We start from the raw sequence: 15,850 nt of genomic DNA, 5'->3' as shown, positions 1-15,850 counted from the left end.
TGCTTCTGGACCAAAGGAGTGCCAGCGTTGAGCAATGATACGTTTCGCCCACAGGGCAAATTTACACCTCCGAAGGAATCTCCCTGGTCACTCTCGACGAGACGGATCGTCACTGCCGGTGTGCTGGCCGGCCTGACCATCTTGATGGCTTACATTCCTTTCGTTGGCTATATTCCTCTGCCAACTCCGGCGGGGGCTGCCACGACGGAGCATCTGCCGGTTATCGTTGGTTCCGTGCTTGAAGGCCCGCTGGTCGGTATGATCACGGGTTTCTTTTTCGGCCTGACCAGCTTCCTGCGCGCCGGTAGTGCCTTGTTTAAAGACCCGCTGATCGCTTTCCTGCCGCGTATTTTGATCGGTCTGACTTCCTGGCTGGCTTTCGCCGCTTTGCAGCGCGCGAATCGCACCGCCGCCTCAGCTCTGGCGGGCGCGGTCGGCTCAGCCACGAATACCGTTTTCGTGCTCGGTCTCGGTTTCCTGCGCGGTTACCTGACCTGGGGTTTTATTGTGCTGATTATCCCCCAGGCCGTAGTAGAGGCCATCGCCGCGGCCATTGTGATCACTTTGATCGTGCGCTCCTATGAGGCGGTCCGTGGTCGGCTGGCCCGTGCCCGCGAGACCAGGCCGCGCGATAGACTGCCCTATTAATCGCCAGGCGCGCTGTGCTATGATCGAGGTCAATAACGTTACGTTCCGCTACAGTGGCGAGGCCGAGGAGGGCATCGCCCCGGCTCTGGCGGAGGTCACGCTGCGGATCGATGAGGGCGAGACGATCGCCCTCATCGGTCACAATGGCTCCGGTAAGAGTACCTTGGCTCGCCTGTTGGCGGCGATTCTGTTGCCACAGCAGGGCTACGTCATTGTCGACGGCCTGCGTACTGATGCCGGCGGTGAGAGCCTGTGGCAGATCCGTCAGACGGTGGGCCTCGTCTTTCAGAATCCCGATGATCAGCTCGTCGCCAATACGGTGATCGATGAGATCGCCTTTGGGCCGGAAAATCTGGGCCTGCCGCGCTTTGAGATCGAGGAGCGCGTCGAGGAGGTGCTTGACCTGCTCGATCTGCGACCATATGCCCACCGGGCGGTCAGTGATCTCTCGCAGGGCCAGAAACAGCGTCTGGCGGTGGCCGGGGTCCTGGCCATGCGTCCCCGCTATTTGATCCTGGATGAGCCAACGACTATGATCCCGGGACGCACTGCCGAGCAGTTACTTGAGACGGTGCGCCGCCTGGCGCGCGAGCGCGGTATCAGTGTGCTGCATATTACGCACCATATGCATGAGCTTGTCGATTTCGATCGCGTGATTGTGATGGATCGCGGGCGCGTGCTGCTGGACGGAACGCCGGCGAGTGTTCTGCGCCATCGAGAGGAGCTGGAGCGCGCGGGCCTGGGCTTGCCTCTGATTACACAGCTTGGCCAGCGCCTGCGCGCTAGAGGATGGTCACAGCTCCCGGAGGTGGTTCTGAATCTGGATGATCTGAAGGCGGCTTTATGCTCTTTGAAGTAAAGGATGTCTACTATACCCGCATGCGGGGGACGCCGTTTGCTGTTGAGGCGCTGAAGGGCTGCAGTCTGGCGATTCCCGAGGGCGAGATTACGGCTATCGTGGGACCGACCCAGGCCGGTAAGTCCACGTTGCTGCTGATGCTGTTGGGTCTGTTGCGCCCAAGCCGCGGCTCGGTGCTTTTCCGCGGTCAGGATATCCATCAGGCGCCTTTTAATGTTGAAGAGCTGCGTTTGCGTGTCGGGATCGTCTTTCAGTCGCCTGAGGCTCAGCTCTTTGAGGAGACGGTAGGCAAGGATGTCTCCTTTGGGCCACGTCGTAAGAAGCTGCCACCGGCTCAGTCGCGGCGTCTGGTTCAGGAGTCACTAGAGGCGGTCGGACTTCCCTACGAGGAGTTTCGCACGCGCTATATTTCCTCTTTGAGCGGCGGCCAGAAGCGCCGTGTAGCGATCGCTGGGGTTTTGGCGTTGGAACCGGAGGCTATTCTCTTCGATGAGCCAACGGCGGGCCTTGATCCCCAGGGCCGACAGGAGTTGCTGGCGCTGATCCAACGCTTGAAGAGGGAGCGCCGGCTGACAATTGTGCTGACTTCCAGCAGCCTGGCCGATGTGGCCGCATTGGCCGATCAGGTGATCGTCCTCCATGAGGGACGCGTCGTGTTCAGTGGTAGCCCGCGCGAGGTGTTGGCTCATGCCGAGGAGCTGCTTGCCCTCGATATTACCTTGCCTGAGATTACTCAGATCGCTTTGGGGTTGCGTTCGCTGTGGCCCGCTCTCCGCTGCGATGTGCTGACCTTAGCCGAGCTTGAAGAGGAGCTGGTCCGTTTCCTTCCGCATGCCACCAGCCAGGAACCTCAGCTTTCCTCTTCTTGACCTTGCCAGCAGGGGGAAATTATGATCGAAATCTCTCGCCATATCTCCTTTGGCCAATATGTTGATAATGGCTCCCACTTGACACGCCTTGATCCACGGGCTAAGATCTTGTGTTTTATCCTGGTCGTGGCGGCTGTTACTTATATTAGTCACTTTATAGCATTGGCTATCTGTCTGCTCTTTTGCCTGTTTCTTCAATGGCTCTCTCGCTTGTCGCTGCGCTATGTGCTGCAGGGTATGCGCATGTTCATCAGTTTCTTGCTGATCCTCTTTACGTTCCAGGTGCTGTTTTATACGTCAAGCACGCAGGCGGCAAGCACGATTTGGCACTGGGGCGTGTTGACGGTTTCTTGGGAGGGCATTATCCACAGCACGCAGGTTGATTTGCGGGTGATCTTCCTCTACTATTTGACTTCGCTCTTAATGCTGACAACTTCGCTGGTCGATCTGGCTGATGGGGCTGAGGCTCTGCTGCGCCCGCTGCGTCGTTTTGGGCTGCCTGTCCATGAGCTAGTGATGGTGTTCGTAGTGGCGCTGAAGTTCGTGCCGCTTCTCATTACTGAGGTTGAGCGCCTGAGTATCGCTCAGGCAACGCGCGGCGTGCGTTTCGGGCGCGGCAATCCGTGGCAGCGTATTCGCGCTTTAAGTGGTATCATTGTGCCGCTTTTCATGAGCGGTCTGCAGCGCGTGGAGATGCTGAGTACAGCGATGGAAGCGCGTTGCTATCGTGCCGGCTATCGTGGCTGGCGTCGCAGCAAGCTGCGCGCGTTGCAATGGAGCAGCTCCGATAGTCTGGCTCTGGCGTGCAGCGTGCTGATCTGTGCGTTGTTGATTGCTCTCAATGTAGTCAGCCCTTTTTAGCAAGCCCAGCAGCCAGCTATGCCCCACGCCCCACGTTCAGCCGCCTCGCTCCTACGCCACGCCCCAAGAGGCTTCTTTGATCTCTCCCCCAAGGCACGCCCGGCTTTCTTGCTGAGGATAAGGTAGCCTCTCGCTTCCTCTGGTGCTCGCTCCCGGTCTCGCTCTTTTGCTGGCGCTTCCCCTCTCTCTCGCTGGCTGCCTTGTGGCAATCTCGCGAGAGAAAATGTTGACAAACTATCATCCATTCCGTAAAATTGTATCATAAACTATCATAGTCATCTGAACGGACGTGGGGGAAGGGCAGAGAGGGCTGTAGCCGGTGCTGGTCGTCGTTGTGCCGCCTGGGCCCGGCGATCCAGGCGGGCTACCTGAGCGAGGAAGGTAATCAGGCTTATGGAGATGACTGGCATAGATCATGTTGACATCCTTGTTATTGGCGGGGGCGTCGTTGGCTGCGCGATTTTGCGCGCGCTGACGCGTTACGACGCTTCCACCGCACTGTTAGAGCAGTACCCCGATGTCTGTGAAGGTACCAGCAAGGCGAACAGCGCCATTGTTCATACAGGCTTTGACGCTCGCCCTGGTACGCTGGAAGCACGTCTGCTGGCCGAGGCGCGTCAGCTCTGGCCGGAAGTGATCACCCACCTCCATATTCCCTATCTGCAGACGGGGGCGCTGATGGTGGCCCTCAGCGAGGAGGAGCAGGCTGCTATTGTTGGGGAGATCAGGCCCAAGGCCGAGGCCAACGGAGTGGCGCTGCAGCCGTTGGGCCGGGCCGAGATCCTGGAGGCCGCCCCCTACGTCAACGAGCAGGTTGTTGGGGGTGTCCTGGTTGAGGGTGAAGGAGTGATTGATCCCTTCTGGACGACGCGCGCCTATTGTGAGCATGCTCTTCTCAACGGGGCTCAGCTCTTCCTGGGCGAACGCGTGAGCGCCATCGAGGTGGGCAGCAGGCAGCTTCTGGTACGTACGGCCAGTGGCAAGGCCTTTTCAGCGGCGCTCGTTATCAATGCCGCCGGGCTGTGGGCCGATGAGGTTGCACGCCTGGCAGGTGATCATTCCTTCAGGCTCACGCCGCGCAAAGGCGAGTTCTTGATTACCGAGGAGGATCACGGTGTTGCGCAAATCATTTTGCCGGTTCCAAGTGAGGTTTCCAAGGGTATTCTGGTAACGCCGATTGTCTTTGGCGGCGTCCTGCTTGGGCCGACAGCAGAGGATGTCAGCGATAAGCGCGATCTGGCGACTACGGCGGCGGGGCTGCAACGCATCCGCGAAGGTGTAGGGAGGCTGGTGCCCGCGATGGCCACGGCCTCAACGGTTCGGCAGTTTGCTGGCCTGCGCGCCGTGAGCAGCACAGGCGACTATATCATTCGCCCTTCGACCGTCAGTGAGCGGCTGATCCATGTGGCTGGCATTCGCTCGACTGGCCTGTCGGCCTCACCGGCGATCGGAGAGTACGTTGGACGGCTGGCCGCGGAGACTCTGGGATTGCGCTTACGCACAAGCTATCGCGAGGCTCTGCCAGAGCCGCTCAGCGGGGGCACCTCTGAAGACGGTGAAGTGGTTTGCCTTTGCCGTTCGATTACGCGTGGCGAGATTCTGGCCGCTCTGCGCTCGCTCCTCCCTCCAAGGACCTTGGACGGTCTGAAACGGCGAACGGGGGCCATGCTGGGGGAATGCCAGGGCAACCTGTGCCTTCCTCGCCTCATTGAGCTGTTTCAGCAGGAGCTGGGGCGCGATCCCCTGTCTTTGGAGAAACATGCTCCCGGCTCACGCTTGCTCAGCGAACGCCTGACGCGCCTGGAGAACGTCACTGCGCCTAGCGGCGAGCGATCTGAGCGAGGGCAGTAGATTGGCTCTACTGCGCTCTCCCGCTCATCCTATCCTGGTCGGCCAGGCTGGCCTGAGCCTGGGGCGCTCTGAAGTGCAGGGATGCAGCTGATAAGGCAAGCAAGAAGGAGCAGGCTATCAGCATATACCCTGGAGGATATGCTTCTGATGAACGATTTGCATGAGGGAGAGGTCTATGATGTGGCCATTGTCGGAGCCGGCCTGAGCGCTTTGAGTTTACTGCGCAGTGGGGCCGCGGCTCTCGGGCGCACGGTGGTGCTCGATTATCAGGAGCAGGTGGGGGGCTTGCTGCGCTACCTGTTGCCCGCCGATGGCTTTGGGGAAGAGTGGGAGCTGCTACGAGATTTTCGCCTTCCCCAGGGAGTGAGGTTGCTCTTGCAAACGACGGCTGTGGGGCTGCTGCCCGCCAGCGACGCTGAGATGGCTCATACCCTGGTCGTGCGCCAGCGACAGGGGACGGCGCACTTGCGCGCCAGGAGTGTGGTCATTGCTTGTGGCGGCCTGGAGCGGCCTCGCGAACATGATGCTATCCCAGGGACGCGCCCGGCAGGTGTGATGACCCCTGTCCTGGCTTTGCAGCTCTTGGCCCGTGGCTACTTGCCTGGGCGGCGGGCTTTAGTCTATGGTGCGTCGCGCTATGCTCTGGCCACGGCCAGACGTCTGGCCGCTGCGGGCCTGGAAGTGATTACAGCCGCCCCCACCGCTGCCAATGGTCGTCAGGTCCGGTTCTGTGGGACGCTAGAGGAGATCTGCGGTTTTCCTCGCCTCAGCGCTGTGCGCTTGCTCTGTGATCATCAGCCAGTGGAGATCGAAGTCGATACGCTGATCTATGCCACTGCTCTGCAGGCTAACACGCACTGGCTGAAGGGCAGCGGGGTAGAACTGACAGCCGCTGGGGCGATTGTCGTTGACGGCCAGTATCGCACCAGCATCCCGGGTATCTATGCGATCGGCACGGTAGTCAGACCTGAGCTGGACCATCAGCATTCCTTACGCATGGGAAAAGAGGTGGCAGCCTTGCTGCCAGGAGGTGTATCATGAAGCTCAACGGAACGGTCAGCGTCAGTGCACCTCGGGAACAGGTCTGGCAGATCTTTATGGACCCGACTCAGCTCTGCCGTGTTGTCCCGGGCTGCGAGGAGGCCCAGCGTGTCGATGAGACGCACTACGAAGCTCTCCTGGCGGTCAAGATCCAGTTTATGACCATCCGCGCCCGTGCTCATGGTACTTTGCTGGAGGCCCATGAGCCAGACCATCTGGTCGCCGAGATGGTTGGCGAGCCGTTGGCAATGGCAGGGGCTTTTCGCGCCCACCTGGTGATTGACTTGGTCCCCAGCGCGGGAGGAACGGAGGTACGCTACACCATCGAACTTTCGATGTTGGGACGTCTGGCAAGCCTGGGCGAGGCCATCATCCGGGCAACAGCGAACCGTCTGGCGTCGCAGTTCGCGGCCAATGTTGCTCAGCTCTTCTCGACCCAGGCTCGGGAGTCTGGCCAGCTCTAGAGGAGACCCTTGCCTTAGTATCTCTCCGCTTGCCAGTCGGCTAGCCAGCCCCAGGCCCGTCTTCTTCTCATTCCTCACCAGCTCAAGGAATGAGAGCTAGCAGGTGGCTCGCTGGCAGATGAGCCTGCCAGTGCGGCTCTCTCTCTGCTCTGGGCCGAGGGTCATTCTCAGCTCGGTTAGTTAGCCAGCCAGTGTAGCGCCCGCAGGGCTGGCCCTTGGTAGCCCGGCTAGCTACCAATCAACAACGTGTAACCATTTGCCCTGCAGGAGAAAGGAGCACCTTCTATGTCGCTCAGCAAGCAACCTCAGCTTATCTCTGAAGAGCAGCTTGTTGAAAAGTTCGGTTATCGGCAGGAGTTCCGTCGCGAACTGAAGCGCTTCGCTTCCTTCGCCGTGGGTTTCTCCTTTATCTCGATCACAACGGGCATCTTCACGACTTATGGCTCAGTGCTGAACTGGGGCGGACCGCGCGGTATCTGGACCTGGCCGCTGGTCATCGTCGGTCAGCTCCTGGTAGCCCTCGTCTTCGGTGCCTTGGCCTCCCGTATTCCGCTGGCCGGCTACTCTTATCAGTGGGCCTCGCGTCTCATCAACCCTAAGATCGGCTGGCTCACGGGTTGGATCTCCTTCACGTTCCTGGTCGTTGACGTGGTGGCAGTCGATTACGCCGTGGCTCAGACCGTTCTGCCAACGCTCTTCGGTTATACGGAGACGCCGGTGAACGCCTGGGTCGCCACAGCGGCTGTGATCCTGATTCAGACGCTGCTGGTGCTCTTCTCTACTGTCTGGGCAACGCGCATCAATAATACCGCCGTTGGCACCGAGGTGGTCGGCATCATCGGTTTGACGGTCTTGCTCCTGATTGTCGGCGGCGTTCGCGGCTTGTTGCATCCCGATCACCTCTTTAGCACTGGCAGTGTTCCCGCCGCTCATTACTTCAGCTTCGGCGGCCTGTTCTCGAGCGGTCCCTTCATGCTCTCCTTCTTGTTGGGAGCCTTCACCATCGTGGGCTTTGAGGCCGCGGCCAATCTAGCAGAAGAGACACAGGAGGCACACCGCACTGTGCCTTTCGCGATGTGGTCTTCGGTCCTGCTGAGCGGTATTGTCGGCTTTGCTTTCTTGATTGCCCTCAATCTGGCCTCAGATAATCTGCAGGAGCTGGCCGGTTCCGCAACGCCGGTAGCCGATATCATTACGCATGTCCTGGGGCCGATCGTAGGGGATATCTTTCTGGTGCTGGTGACCTTCTCGATCTTTGCTTGTGGCCTGGTGATCTTTATCACCTTGACACGCTTGATCTGGGCGATGTCGCGTGATGAGCGCTTCCCGGCCTCGCACTGGCTGCGTCAGGTCAACCCCAATACGGGTACGCCTGTCCCCTCGACGGTGCTCTCTTTCGTGCTCTGTGAGCTGGTCCTGGCCCTCTTCGCTGGTATCGGCCTGGCGCAGAATCAGACAACGACCCTCAGCAATCTCTTCTCAGCGGCCACGCTCTTGCCCGCGATTATCTATCTGCTGACGGTGATCTACTACCTGGTTGCCCGGCGCCGTTTGCCTTCCATTCCTGGCGGCCTCGACTTGGGCATCTTTGAGTGGCCTGTGGTTATTCTGGCCCTCGTCTGGCTTGTCTTCGAGTTGTTGATTTTCCGCGACGCTCAGTTCGCTATCCCCTGGCTCTACACGCTGGGAATGTTCGCCCTTGGCTTGATCTATTTTGCTTGGCTGCTTATCGCGCGACCAGAGGTGCTCAAGACAGTGCCAATTGAGGAGACGGTACGTGCTCTGAACAGTTCTTCACCCTCCACCGAGATCTCAGGCTCATCAACAACGTAGCAGAGTCGGGCTTGCTAGCTCACTCAGTCAACTGGTCTGCTGACAAGGCCTGCTCGTGCTCTCGTCTCTCGCTAAGAGAGGCAGCGCGCGAGCAGGTCAGCAGGCGACGAGATGCAGCCGGCTATGCTGCGTTGGAAAGGGCATCATACAGGAGGAGAGCAAGGATGATGGCCCCCGCAATACTCGCTATTGACCAGGGAACCACCCGTACCAAAGCGCTCATCTTTGATGCTGAAGCTCGCTGCCTGGCTCAGGCAGCGAGTGAGGTGCCGCTGACCTATCCACAGCCAGGCTGGGTGGAGCAGAATCCCTACGATTTGCTGGAGAGCGTGATCTCTAATGCGCGCACGGTCATCCAGGCCGCAGGTGAGGTGCCGCTACTGGCCTGCGGCCTGGCTAACCAGGGGGAAACGGTGGTAGTCTGGCATCGGCGCAGCGGGCAGCCGCTCTATAACGCCATTAGCTGGCAGGATCGCCGCACCGATGTGCTGTGCGAGCAGTTGCGCCGCGAGGGCGCCGAGCGCTTGATCCGCGAGCGCACTGGGCTGCCCCTTGACCCTTACTTCTCGGCCACAAAGATCCGCTGGATTCTGGATAATGTGGCCGGCGCACGTGAGCTGGCCGCTCGTGGAGAGCTACTGGCAGGAACAACTGATGCCTGGCTGATGTGGTGCTTGCTGGGCGAGCATCGCACTGATGAAACTACCGCCTCGCGGACCATGCTCTATAATCCTCATTTGCGCGATTGGGATGAGGACGTCCTGGCACTACTGGAGATCCCGCGCTCGATTCTGCCAGACATTCAGCCATCTTGTTCGCTCTTCGGGACAATCGCATCGGAGCATTTTGGGCGCGCTTTGCCGCTGACTGCTTCGCTGGTGGATCAGCAGGCGGCGCTCTTCGGCCAGGCCTGCTATGCTCCAAACGATGTCAAGGTGACGTACGGTACCGGCGCCTTTATCTTGCTCAACGCCGGTCACACCCTGCCAACCTCGCGTCACGGTCTGCTCCCGACTGTCGCTTGGTCCCGGGGTCGAGAGATTGTCTACGCTCTCGATGGCGGCATCTATGTGGCAGGGGCAGCTATTCAGTGGCTGCGCGATATTGGCCTGGTGCATAGCCCAGAGGAGACGCTAGAGCTGGCGCTGTCGGTCCCCGACAGTGGCGGGGTCTTCTTTGTCCCGGCTCTGGCCGGCCTGGCCGCCCCTTATTGGGATAGCTATGCCCGCGGTACTATCATCGGCCTGACACGCGCGACTACACGCGCCCACCTGGTACGGGCTACGCTCGAAGGCATCGCCTTTAGTACTCGCGATGTGCTGCAGGCAATGGTTCAGGATACCGGTCGTCCAATCCACAGTTTGAAGGTCGATGGGGGAGCTTCGGCTAACAGCTTCCTGATGCAGGCGCTGGCCGATATCACCGGGGTCGAAGTGCATATCGCAGCCGTCCAGGAGACGACAGCGCTGGGCGCCGCTTTCTTAGCTGGCATCGGAGCCGGCCTCTGGCGCGATGAAACGGAAACCGCTCTCCTCTGGCGTGAGGCAAAGGTCTACCGTCCGCGCGGCAATGGTTCGATCGAGGCCCTCTATCGGCGCTGGTTTAATGCGGTGGAGCGCGCCCGCGGCTGGGCCGCTATCGCTTGATAGAGACGGCCCGTGCCTGTTCTGCCCCCCCATTTTCTTACATCCCAGGCTTAACCCTGCTCTTGCCCGCCATAGCATAGCAGGGGGAGCTATCTTGCGACCGCGAGATAGCTCCCCCTGCCTGCTTTGGGCTAACCCTGGTCGGCCAGGCTGATCAGGCCTGGAGACGAACGGATGCTCTTGACAAATGTTCTCAACCGTGAGTATACTTTGAATTGCATAAACTGTCGTTATTGTTTCTGTCTGTGTTGCTCGGGTCAACCACATGTTGAACACTTGTTCTAACAGAGTGCAGCACCCGGGCAGGAGCCGCTAGTAGGATCAGGGACATGGTGCCAGAGCTGAGCGTGGCGGTCGGGGTGGAGATTGGAAGTAGTCGGGCGACGATCGCCATTATTGCTGCCGATGGTCAGGTCCGAGAGCGCTTCGAGGCTAGAACGCTGCGCGGCCGTCCGGCACGAGCCACGCTAGAGCCATATTTACGGGCCATAGATGCGGCTGTGCAGCGAGCCGAGGGAGCGGGCTATGCCTTGCAGGGTATTGGTGTGGCCTTGCCGGGTAAACTTGACCAGACATACCGCCGTCCTTTTCTCATTCCTCTCCTTCCCTCGCTCAACCATTTCCCGCTGTGTGACCTGCTAGAAACACGCTATCATCTTCCCGTGCGCTTACATAGCGACGTTGAAGCGGCAGCGCTTGGCGAATACGCTTATGGAGCCGCCAGGAGCAGCCGACGCGCCTTGCTGCTCACCGTTCATGCGGTAGTAGGTGCGGCCCTGATTAGCGATGGGCAGCCGGAGCCAGGTGCCCGCGAATACACCGGGCACGTCTGTCACTTACCTGTGGCTAACAGTGGTCCACGCTGCAGCTGTGGGCACCGGGGCTGCATCAGTACCCTCGTCTCACTGGAGGCTATCCAGCGTCTCATTCAGCGTGCGGCCCGCAAAGGTGAGCCGAGTAGCCTGATCCAGCGCCTCAGCAACCGTGAGCAATTCAGCGCACAGCTGCTGGCGGAAGAGGCGGCCCGTGGCGACACGGTAGCGCTCACGATCTATCAGGAGATGGGCCATTGGCTTGGCATCGCTGCGGCCCATTATCTGCGGCAGTTCGCCCCCGAAGTAATAGTTCTGGGCAGCGGTTTGCTGAATGCCGATGAGCTGCTGGTCACCCACCTGCGCCGCTCGCTCCTGTCGCAACTGGGGCCCCTCTCAAGCGCGGAAGCAGGCCAACGAGTCGAAGCCCTGAGCATTGTGCCGGCCTACCTGGGACGGGATGCGGCCCTTATCGGGAGCGCTGTCCCCTTTCTGGCCTCAACACAGGCCAGCCGTGACGCGGCTGCTCTGCCTGCACGACACTATGAAGAAGCCCCGGCTTCGGTCTCCCAGCCCGATTTCGAACAGCTCGCTATCGCCCGGCGGCGTGAGGCCCATCTCTATCGCCTGCCCGCGGTGAGCGATGATCTCAGTCGCCTGGTCGTCGAGCGTCCGCTGCCGTCGATTCCCCATCCTCCTGATGACCTTGGTGCTGCTTCACCCTCTCACACCCGCCTCAGACCCCGCCGCCTGCGTGGCCGCGACCATTAATCTGCAACCTGGGCTTCTTCCCACTGAGGAGCAGCAAAAGCTAACTGCACTAACATAGGCGGATGCTTTGGCTGCACCAGATAGGCCCGTCCGGGCGGCAAGGGTGTCGCCGCTTGCCCATGCAAGAGCTTACCTTCCATGGGGTCGCCGCTTAGAATGAGCCCCGGCGTGCCCATCTCGCGCAAACGTTGCATGATCGGTTCAAACATAGCCCGCGAGACCCCGCCGACGCGGTGCACCAATACGAGATGAAAGCCAACGTCGCGGCCCACAATCAGGTACTCCTGGAGAGGCATGAGCGGACTGCCTCCTGAGCCTCCGATGGCCTCATAGTCATCAACGAAGAGGAAATAGTGACGCCCATTCCATTGCTGGGGACGCCGTAGCTCACTCAGCGGTACCTCAGAGATCTTCTTGAGACGACGCTCTAGATCGACTTTTAGGTTGCCTACGCAGCTTGTCAGCGTCTGGCTATTGTAGGCATAGGTCAGCAACGATTTACTGTCAACGAAGTCCAAGAGACGCTTGCGGAAATCGATGATCGCATAGGCCACCTGTTGAGGCGTATAGCGCCGCTCTATGCCCCGTATCCAGGCGCGCAGCAGCGAGGTTTTGCCACACTCGCTATCGCCTAGAATCAGGAAGTGAGGCCCTCCAGTGATGAGATCGATGTAGACCGGCTTCAGGCGAAATTCTTCTAACCCGATGGGCACACCAGGCGGCTCGTCGGGCGACGGCCCTGGCAGGTCTTCCCAGCGGACTAGCGGCGGCAGCATGAGAATAGGTGGCGCAACCAGGCTCTTCCAGCTACTCCGAATGCGCTCGATGAGAGCCAGGAGATACTCTTGAATGCGTAGATGGAGATCCTCGATCTCCGTTTGCCCGCCAGCGACCATGAGCGGCAAGGCAATCTGGAAGAAGAGCTTGTCGCGATTGGCTCCCCGTCCAGGCACACCGGCAGGAATGGCCGACGCGATCGCTCTGCCCAGCTCTGAATCGATAGGATCATTCAGGCGCAGCTCCAGGCGAGTACCGATGTTATCGCGCAGACGAGGACGCACTTCGGCCCAACGGTTGGTCGCAATGATCAGGTGAACCCCATAGGCCAGACCGCTGGAAACAATCTCTACAAGGTCAGGTTCCAGTTGGTCGAAGTCTTGATAGAATTGGGCAAAGTTATCGATAACCAGAAAGACATCGCCGAATGGCACGTCATCTAGCTCGCCACGCTGTCGCAGAGCGCGGAAGGTCGTCATACTATCGATGCCGCGCTCCCGGAAGAGAAATTCCCGCTCCTCTATCACTCGCCGCATCTGGCGCACAACACGCCTGATCTTATCGCGCTCGGGTTTGCTACAGACGGCCCCTACATGTGGCGCCTGCTCAAAAATGCGTAGCAGGCCACCACCCATGTCAATGCAATAGAACTGAACATCGCGCGGCGTATGCGTCAGCATGAAGGACGTGATCAAGGTGCGCAGAAAAGTACTCTTACCGGACTGCGGGGCCCCTATAATGGAGAGGTGCCCACCGGTACCTGAGAAGTCCAGCCATAGAGGTTCTTGCGTCTGTTCCAGCGGTTTATCCACCAGGCCAACCGGCACGCGTAAATCGCCAAAGGCCGGCGAACCATTTGCATAAATGCCTGTCAAGTGCGGATGCTCTGTATGAGCAAGCACGGTATCAAGTGTAAGCACCCGTGGCAGTGGCGGCAGCCATACCTGATGAATGGCACGAGTGAAGGCCGGTGGAACCGCCTGGGCAATGCGCTTGATGATCACATCCATTTCTGTATGCAACTCTGCTGAGCCGGCGATGGCTGGCGCTAAATGGCGCGCGCCCCCCACTGCTTGCTGATAATGCAATAGCTTGCCGTTGGCAGTAAAGATGCGAATCTTGCTTTCCAGCGAGGTCTGTTCTGCCAGAGGCAAATAGGGGACCGAAATCAAGGCGCACTTAAACAGCTCGTAGGTCTCGACATCGACCTTGAAATAGCCGATCCCAGGCACCGAGGGCAGATAGTAGGCGTCGGCTGTGCCGAGCACTGTACGACTTTCCGTGGCGCTATAGGTGCGCAGGCAGATGCGGTAGCGCAGATGGCTCTCCAGGCCCTTAATGCGACCCTCCTCCAGGCGCTGGGTAGCGAAGAGCAAATGCAGTCCCAGGCTGCGCCCAACCCGCCCCATAGTTACGAAGAGATCCAAAAAGTCGCTGCGCTGGGCTATCAATTCAGCAAACTCATCGACAATAATCAGCAGATGAGGCATAGGCTCCATCTCGGGGTGCATCTTCCACTTGGCCCGGTACTGCTTGATATTATCGAGATTGCCCGCGTCACGCAGCATGCGCTGACGTCGCTGCTGCTCGCCGAGGAGGGCGGCGTAGACGCGATCCACCAGCGCAAGATCACTTTGCAGATTGGTCACCACCCCGACTACATGGGGCAGCGCCTGGAAATCGTTGAAGGAAGCTCCACCCTTAAAGTCAATCAGCACGAAGTTCAAGGTACGCGGGTCATGAGTGATGGCCAGCGCGCTGACGAGTGTGCGGAGCAGCTCACTCTTGCCGGAACCGGTGGCCCCCACGATCAAGCCATGTGGCCCCATCCCTTTATCAGCGGCTTCCTTCAGATCGAGCAGCAGAGGATGGCCATCGGCGCGGCGCCCAATAGGCACGCGCAGCAGCTTCTCATGCTCCCCTTCCGTAGCCTGCCAGCACCGGCTTAGCTCGATGCTATCGGCGGAAGGGATCTCCAATAATTCGAGCAGACGAATATCTTGCGAGAGATCTTGCTGGGAAGCCTCGCTAAGCGTCAGCGGAGCCAGACTACGAGCAATACGCTCACAGAGCGCCGGCTCAACGTGATCGGGCAGCAGCCCCTCCATGCGACGCCCGCCGTAAGCGATCTCTTCAAAGTGCAGGCCACCGACCTCTGAAAGCTCCAGGCGCGCCTGAATGGCCGCAGGCTCATGATAGCGGTCCTCTACCAGACAGATGACGGTCGTCCCCGCCTGACTGGCCCTCGCAAACAGGAGCTCCAGCTCGGGTAACTGGCCAATAGGCTCGTGAGGAGAGAAGCTATCGAGCACGACCACCAGGTGAGGCAAACTGGCCTGCGCGGCCCGCCGGCGCTGTTGCTCATCGCTTCCCGCTTCTTCGCTGAGCTTTGTCCGCCGTTCGACTTCCGGTTTAATCTGCTGCTTTAGAAGTTGCTGCAAATCCTCGATTGTCGTGGCGAGCATGCAGAGCTGCTCAGGAGCATAGCGATGCTCGGCCTTCACCTGATGGAGACGTCGCACATGGGGCAGCCACTTCAGCCAGTTCCATTCCTCAACGTGCTCACCAGGGAAATAAACCAGGCAGCGCACATCTTCGGGGGCATGGAACGCGACAAGCTGGCAGATGATCGCGCGCGCCAAAGCCCGACCGGCGCTCAAGTTTCCGCTGATGGCCAGGGTGCCAAAGGAGCGCAGAGGGATCAGAGCAGCGACATCGTTGAGATAGCTATATTCGGCCACCAGAGCCTCAGCCTGGGCTCGCAGCTCGGGCACATACTGCACCATGAAATTGGCGCTACTCATATCTAAGCGCAGAGGACAGCATAGGGGACCAGGGCCAAACCCAATGCGCGTCATCATGAAATCGAAGTCGGTGGGACGGCGTTCCCAGAGATATTCACGGCGCTCAACCCGCTCCGCCAACTCTTCATAGGAGGGATAGAGCCGCTGCTCAACCAAACGCTGTTCCTTAGCCAGCCAGAGCAGATGCTTGCGAACTCGCTCCAGATAGTCAAGGTAGAGGCTGCGCTGCTGTTGCTGCTGCTTTTTCAGGGTGCGGCGCTGGATAAAGCCCATGATGAGACCAGACATGATCATGAAGCCCCCCAGGCCTCCGCTGATCATCATCATGAGCGGGTTCGTATGGAACGTGAACATGAAAAAGATAGACCCCAGGCTTCCCAATACCGGTAGCAGATACTGGAGCCAGCTTAGAGGCCCGCTCTGGGCCGGTTGTAGCGTCGGCGGGGCGCTAATCACGATCTCATCGCTCGGCAATCGCGGCGGGTAGGCCCGGGCCGGACGATAGAAGGTTGTCGCCTGCTTTTGCATGATGCATCCTTCTTGCCATCGCTTGACCAAGGCTCGGCTCAGACAGACCGCGCTTCAGAGAGAGGAGTCAACACCAGGTCCCTCCC

11 protein-coding genes are annotated in these 15,850 nt (G+C 59.6%); 10 read left to right on the top strand and 1 reads right to left on the bottom strand.

Features of this window, described 5'->3' with window-relative positions; all coding sequences use genetic code 11:
* The first annotated feature begins 27 nt into the window (after positions 1-27).
* The 10 genes from AC6H1L_RS17620 (at position 28) to AC6H1L_RS17575 (ending at position 11,655) form a co-directional block, all read left to right on the top strand.
* Positions 28-648, top strand: coding sequence for an ECF transporter S component (locus AC6H1L_RS17620; protein ID WP_497598775.1), 621 nt, complete (start codon positions 28-30; stop codon positions 646-648).
* 19 nt (positions 649-667) lie between these two features.
* Positions 668-1,507, top strand: coding sequence for an ATP-binding cassette domain-containing protein (locus tag AC6H1L_RS17615; protein WP_497598774.1), 840 nt, complete (start codon positions 668-670; stop codon positions 1,505-1,507).
* Complete coding sequence (locus AC6H1L_RS17610) at positions 1,492-2,376, top strand: ATP-binding cassette domain-containing protein (RefSeq protein ID WP_497598773.1); 885 nt, start codon at positions 1,492-1,494, stop codon at positions 2,374-2,376. The genes AC6H1L_RS17615 and AC6H1L_RS17610 overlap by 16 nt, the downstream gene beginning before the upstream one ends.
* Before the next feature lie 21 nt (positions 2,377-2,397).
* Positions 2,398-3,237: an energy-coupling factor transporter transmembrane component T family protein gene (locus AC6H1L_RS17605; RefSeq protein WP_497598772.1), complete on the top strand. Its 840-nt coding sequence runs from the start codon at positions 2,398-2,400 to the stop codon at positions 3,235-3,237.
* Between the two features lie 393 nt (positions 3,238-3,630).
* Complete coding sequence (locus tag AC6H1L_RS17600) at positions 3,631-5,088, top strand: NAD(P)/FAD-dependent oxidoreductase (RefSeq protein ID WP_497598771.1); 1,458 nt, start codon at positions 3,631-3,633, stop codon at positions 5,086-5,088.
* A gap of 147 nt (positions 5,089-5,235) precedes the next feature.
* The gene (locus tag AC6H1L_RS17595) at positions 5,236-6,129 is read left to right on the top strand and encodes an FAD-dependent oxidoreductase (RefSeq protein ID WP_497598770.1); all 894 of its coding nucleotides are present in this window, start codon (positions 5,236-5,238) and stop codon (positions 6,127-6,129) included.
* The gene (locus AC6H1L_RS17590; RefSeq protein ID WP_497598769.1) at positions 6,126-6,593 is read left to right on the top strand and encodes an SRPBCC family protein; all 468 of its coding nucleotides are present in this window, start codon (positions 6,126-6,128) and stop codon (positions 6,591-6,593) included. Before AC6H1L_RS17595 ends, AC6H1L_RS17590 begins: the two co-directional genes overlap by 4 nt.
* A gap of 285 nt (positions 6,594-6,878) precedes the next feature.
* On the top strand, positions 6,879-8,426 hold the full coding sequence (locus AC6H1L_RS17585) for an amino acid permease (RefSeq protein ID WP_497598768.1): 1,548 nt from the start codon (positions 6,879-6,881) through the stop codon (positions 8,424-8,426).
* Positions 8,427-8,593: 167 nt separating this feature from the next.
* Complete coding sequence (gene glpK / locus AC6H1L_RS17580) at positions 8,594-10,072, top strand: glycerol kinase GlpK (protein ID WP_497601563.1); 1,479 nt, start codon at positions 8,594-8,596, stop codon at positions 10,070-10,072.
* Positions 10,073-10,401: 329 nt separating this feature from the next.
* Positions 10,402-11,655: an ROK family protein gene (locus tag AC6H1L_RS17575; protein ID WP_497598767.1), complete on the top strand. Its 1,254-nt coding sequence runs from the start codon at positions 10,402-10,404 to the stop codon at positions 11,653-11,655.
* On the opposite strand, the gene eccCa is transcribed toward AC6H1L_RS17575, so the two are convergent.
* A complete protein-coding gene (eccCa, locus tag AC6H1L_RS17570; RefSeq protein ID WP_497598766.1) occupies positions 11,652-15,764 on the bottom strand; it encodes a type VII secretion protein EccCa in 4,113 nt (1,370 codons plus the stop codon). The genes AC6H1L_RS17575 and eccCa overlap by 4 nt on opposite strands.
* Positions 15,765-15,850 lie beyond the last annotated feature (86 nt).

The sequence above is a fragment of the Thermogemmatispora argillosa genome (assembly GCF_059696725.1).
This window is presented reverse-complemented; position numbering and strand designations above follow the sequence as displayed.

Excerpts from the sequence above, each read along its gene's own strand:
- AC6H1L_RS17615 (WP_497598774.1), top strand. The coding sequence starts at position 668 with ATGATCGAGGTCAATAACGTTACGTTCCGCTACAGTGGCGAGGCCGAG.
- AC6H1L_RS17610 (WP_497598773.1), top strand. The coding sequence starts at position 1,492 with ATGCTCTTTGAAGTAAAGGATGTCTACTATACCCGCATGCGGGGGACG.
- AC6H1L_RS17605 (WP_497598772.1), top strand. The coding sequence starts at position 2,398 with ATGATCGAAATCTCTCGCCATATCTCCTTTGGCCAATATGTTGATAAT.
- AC6H1L_RS17600 (WP_497598771.1), top strand. The coding sequence starts at position 3,631 with ATGGAGATGACTGGCATAGATCATGTTGACATCCTTGTTATTGGCGGG.
- AC6H1L_RS17595 (WP_497598770.1), top strand. The coding sequence starts at position 5,236 with ATGAACGATTTGCATGAGGGAGAGGTCTATGATGTGGCCATTGTCGGA.
- AC6H1L_RS17590 (WP_497598769.1), top strand. The coding sequence starts at position 6,126 with ATGAAGCTCAACGGAACGGTCAGCGTCAGTGCACCTCGGGAACAGGTC.
- AC6H1L_RS17585 (WP_497598768.1), top strand. The coding sequence starts at position 6,879 with ATGTCGCTCAGCAAGCAACCTCAGCTTATCTCTGAAGAGCAGCTTGTT.
- glpK (WP_497601563.1), top strand. The coding sequence starts at position 8,594 with ATGGCCCCCGCAATACTCGCTATTGACCAGGGAACCACCCGTACCAAA.
- AC6H1L_RS17575 (WP_497598767.1), top strand. The coding sequence starts at position 10,402 with ATGGTGCCAGAGCTGAGCGTGGCGGTCGGGGTGGAGATTGGAAGTAGT.
- eccCa (WP_497598766.1), bottom strand. The coding sequence starts at position 15,764 with ATGCAAAAGCAGGCGACAACCTTCTATCGTCCGGCCCGGGCCTACCCG.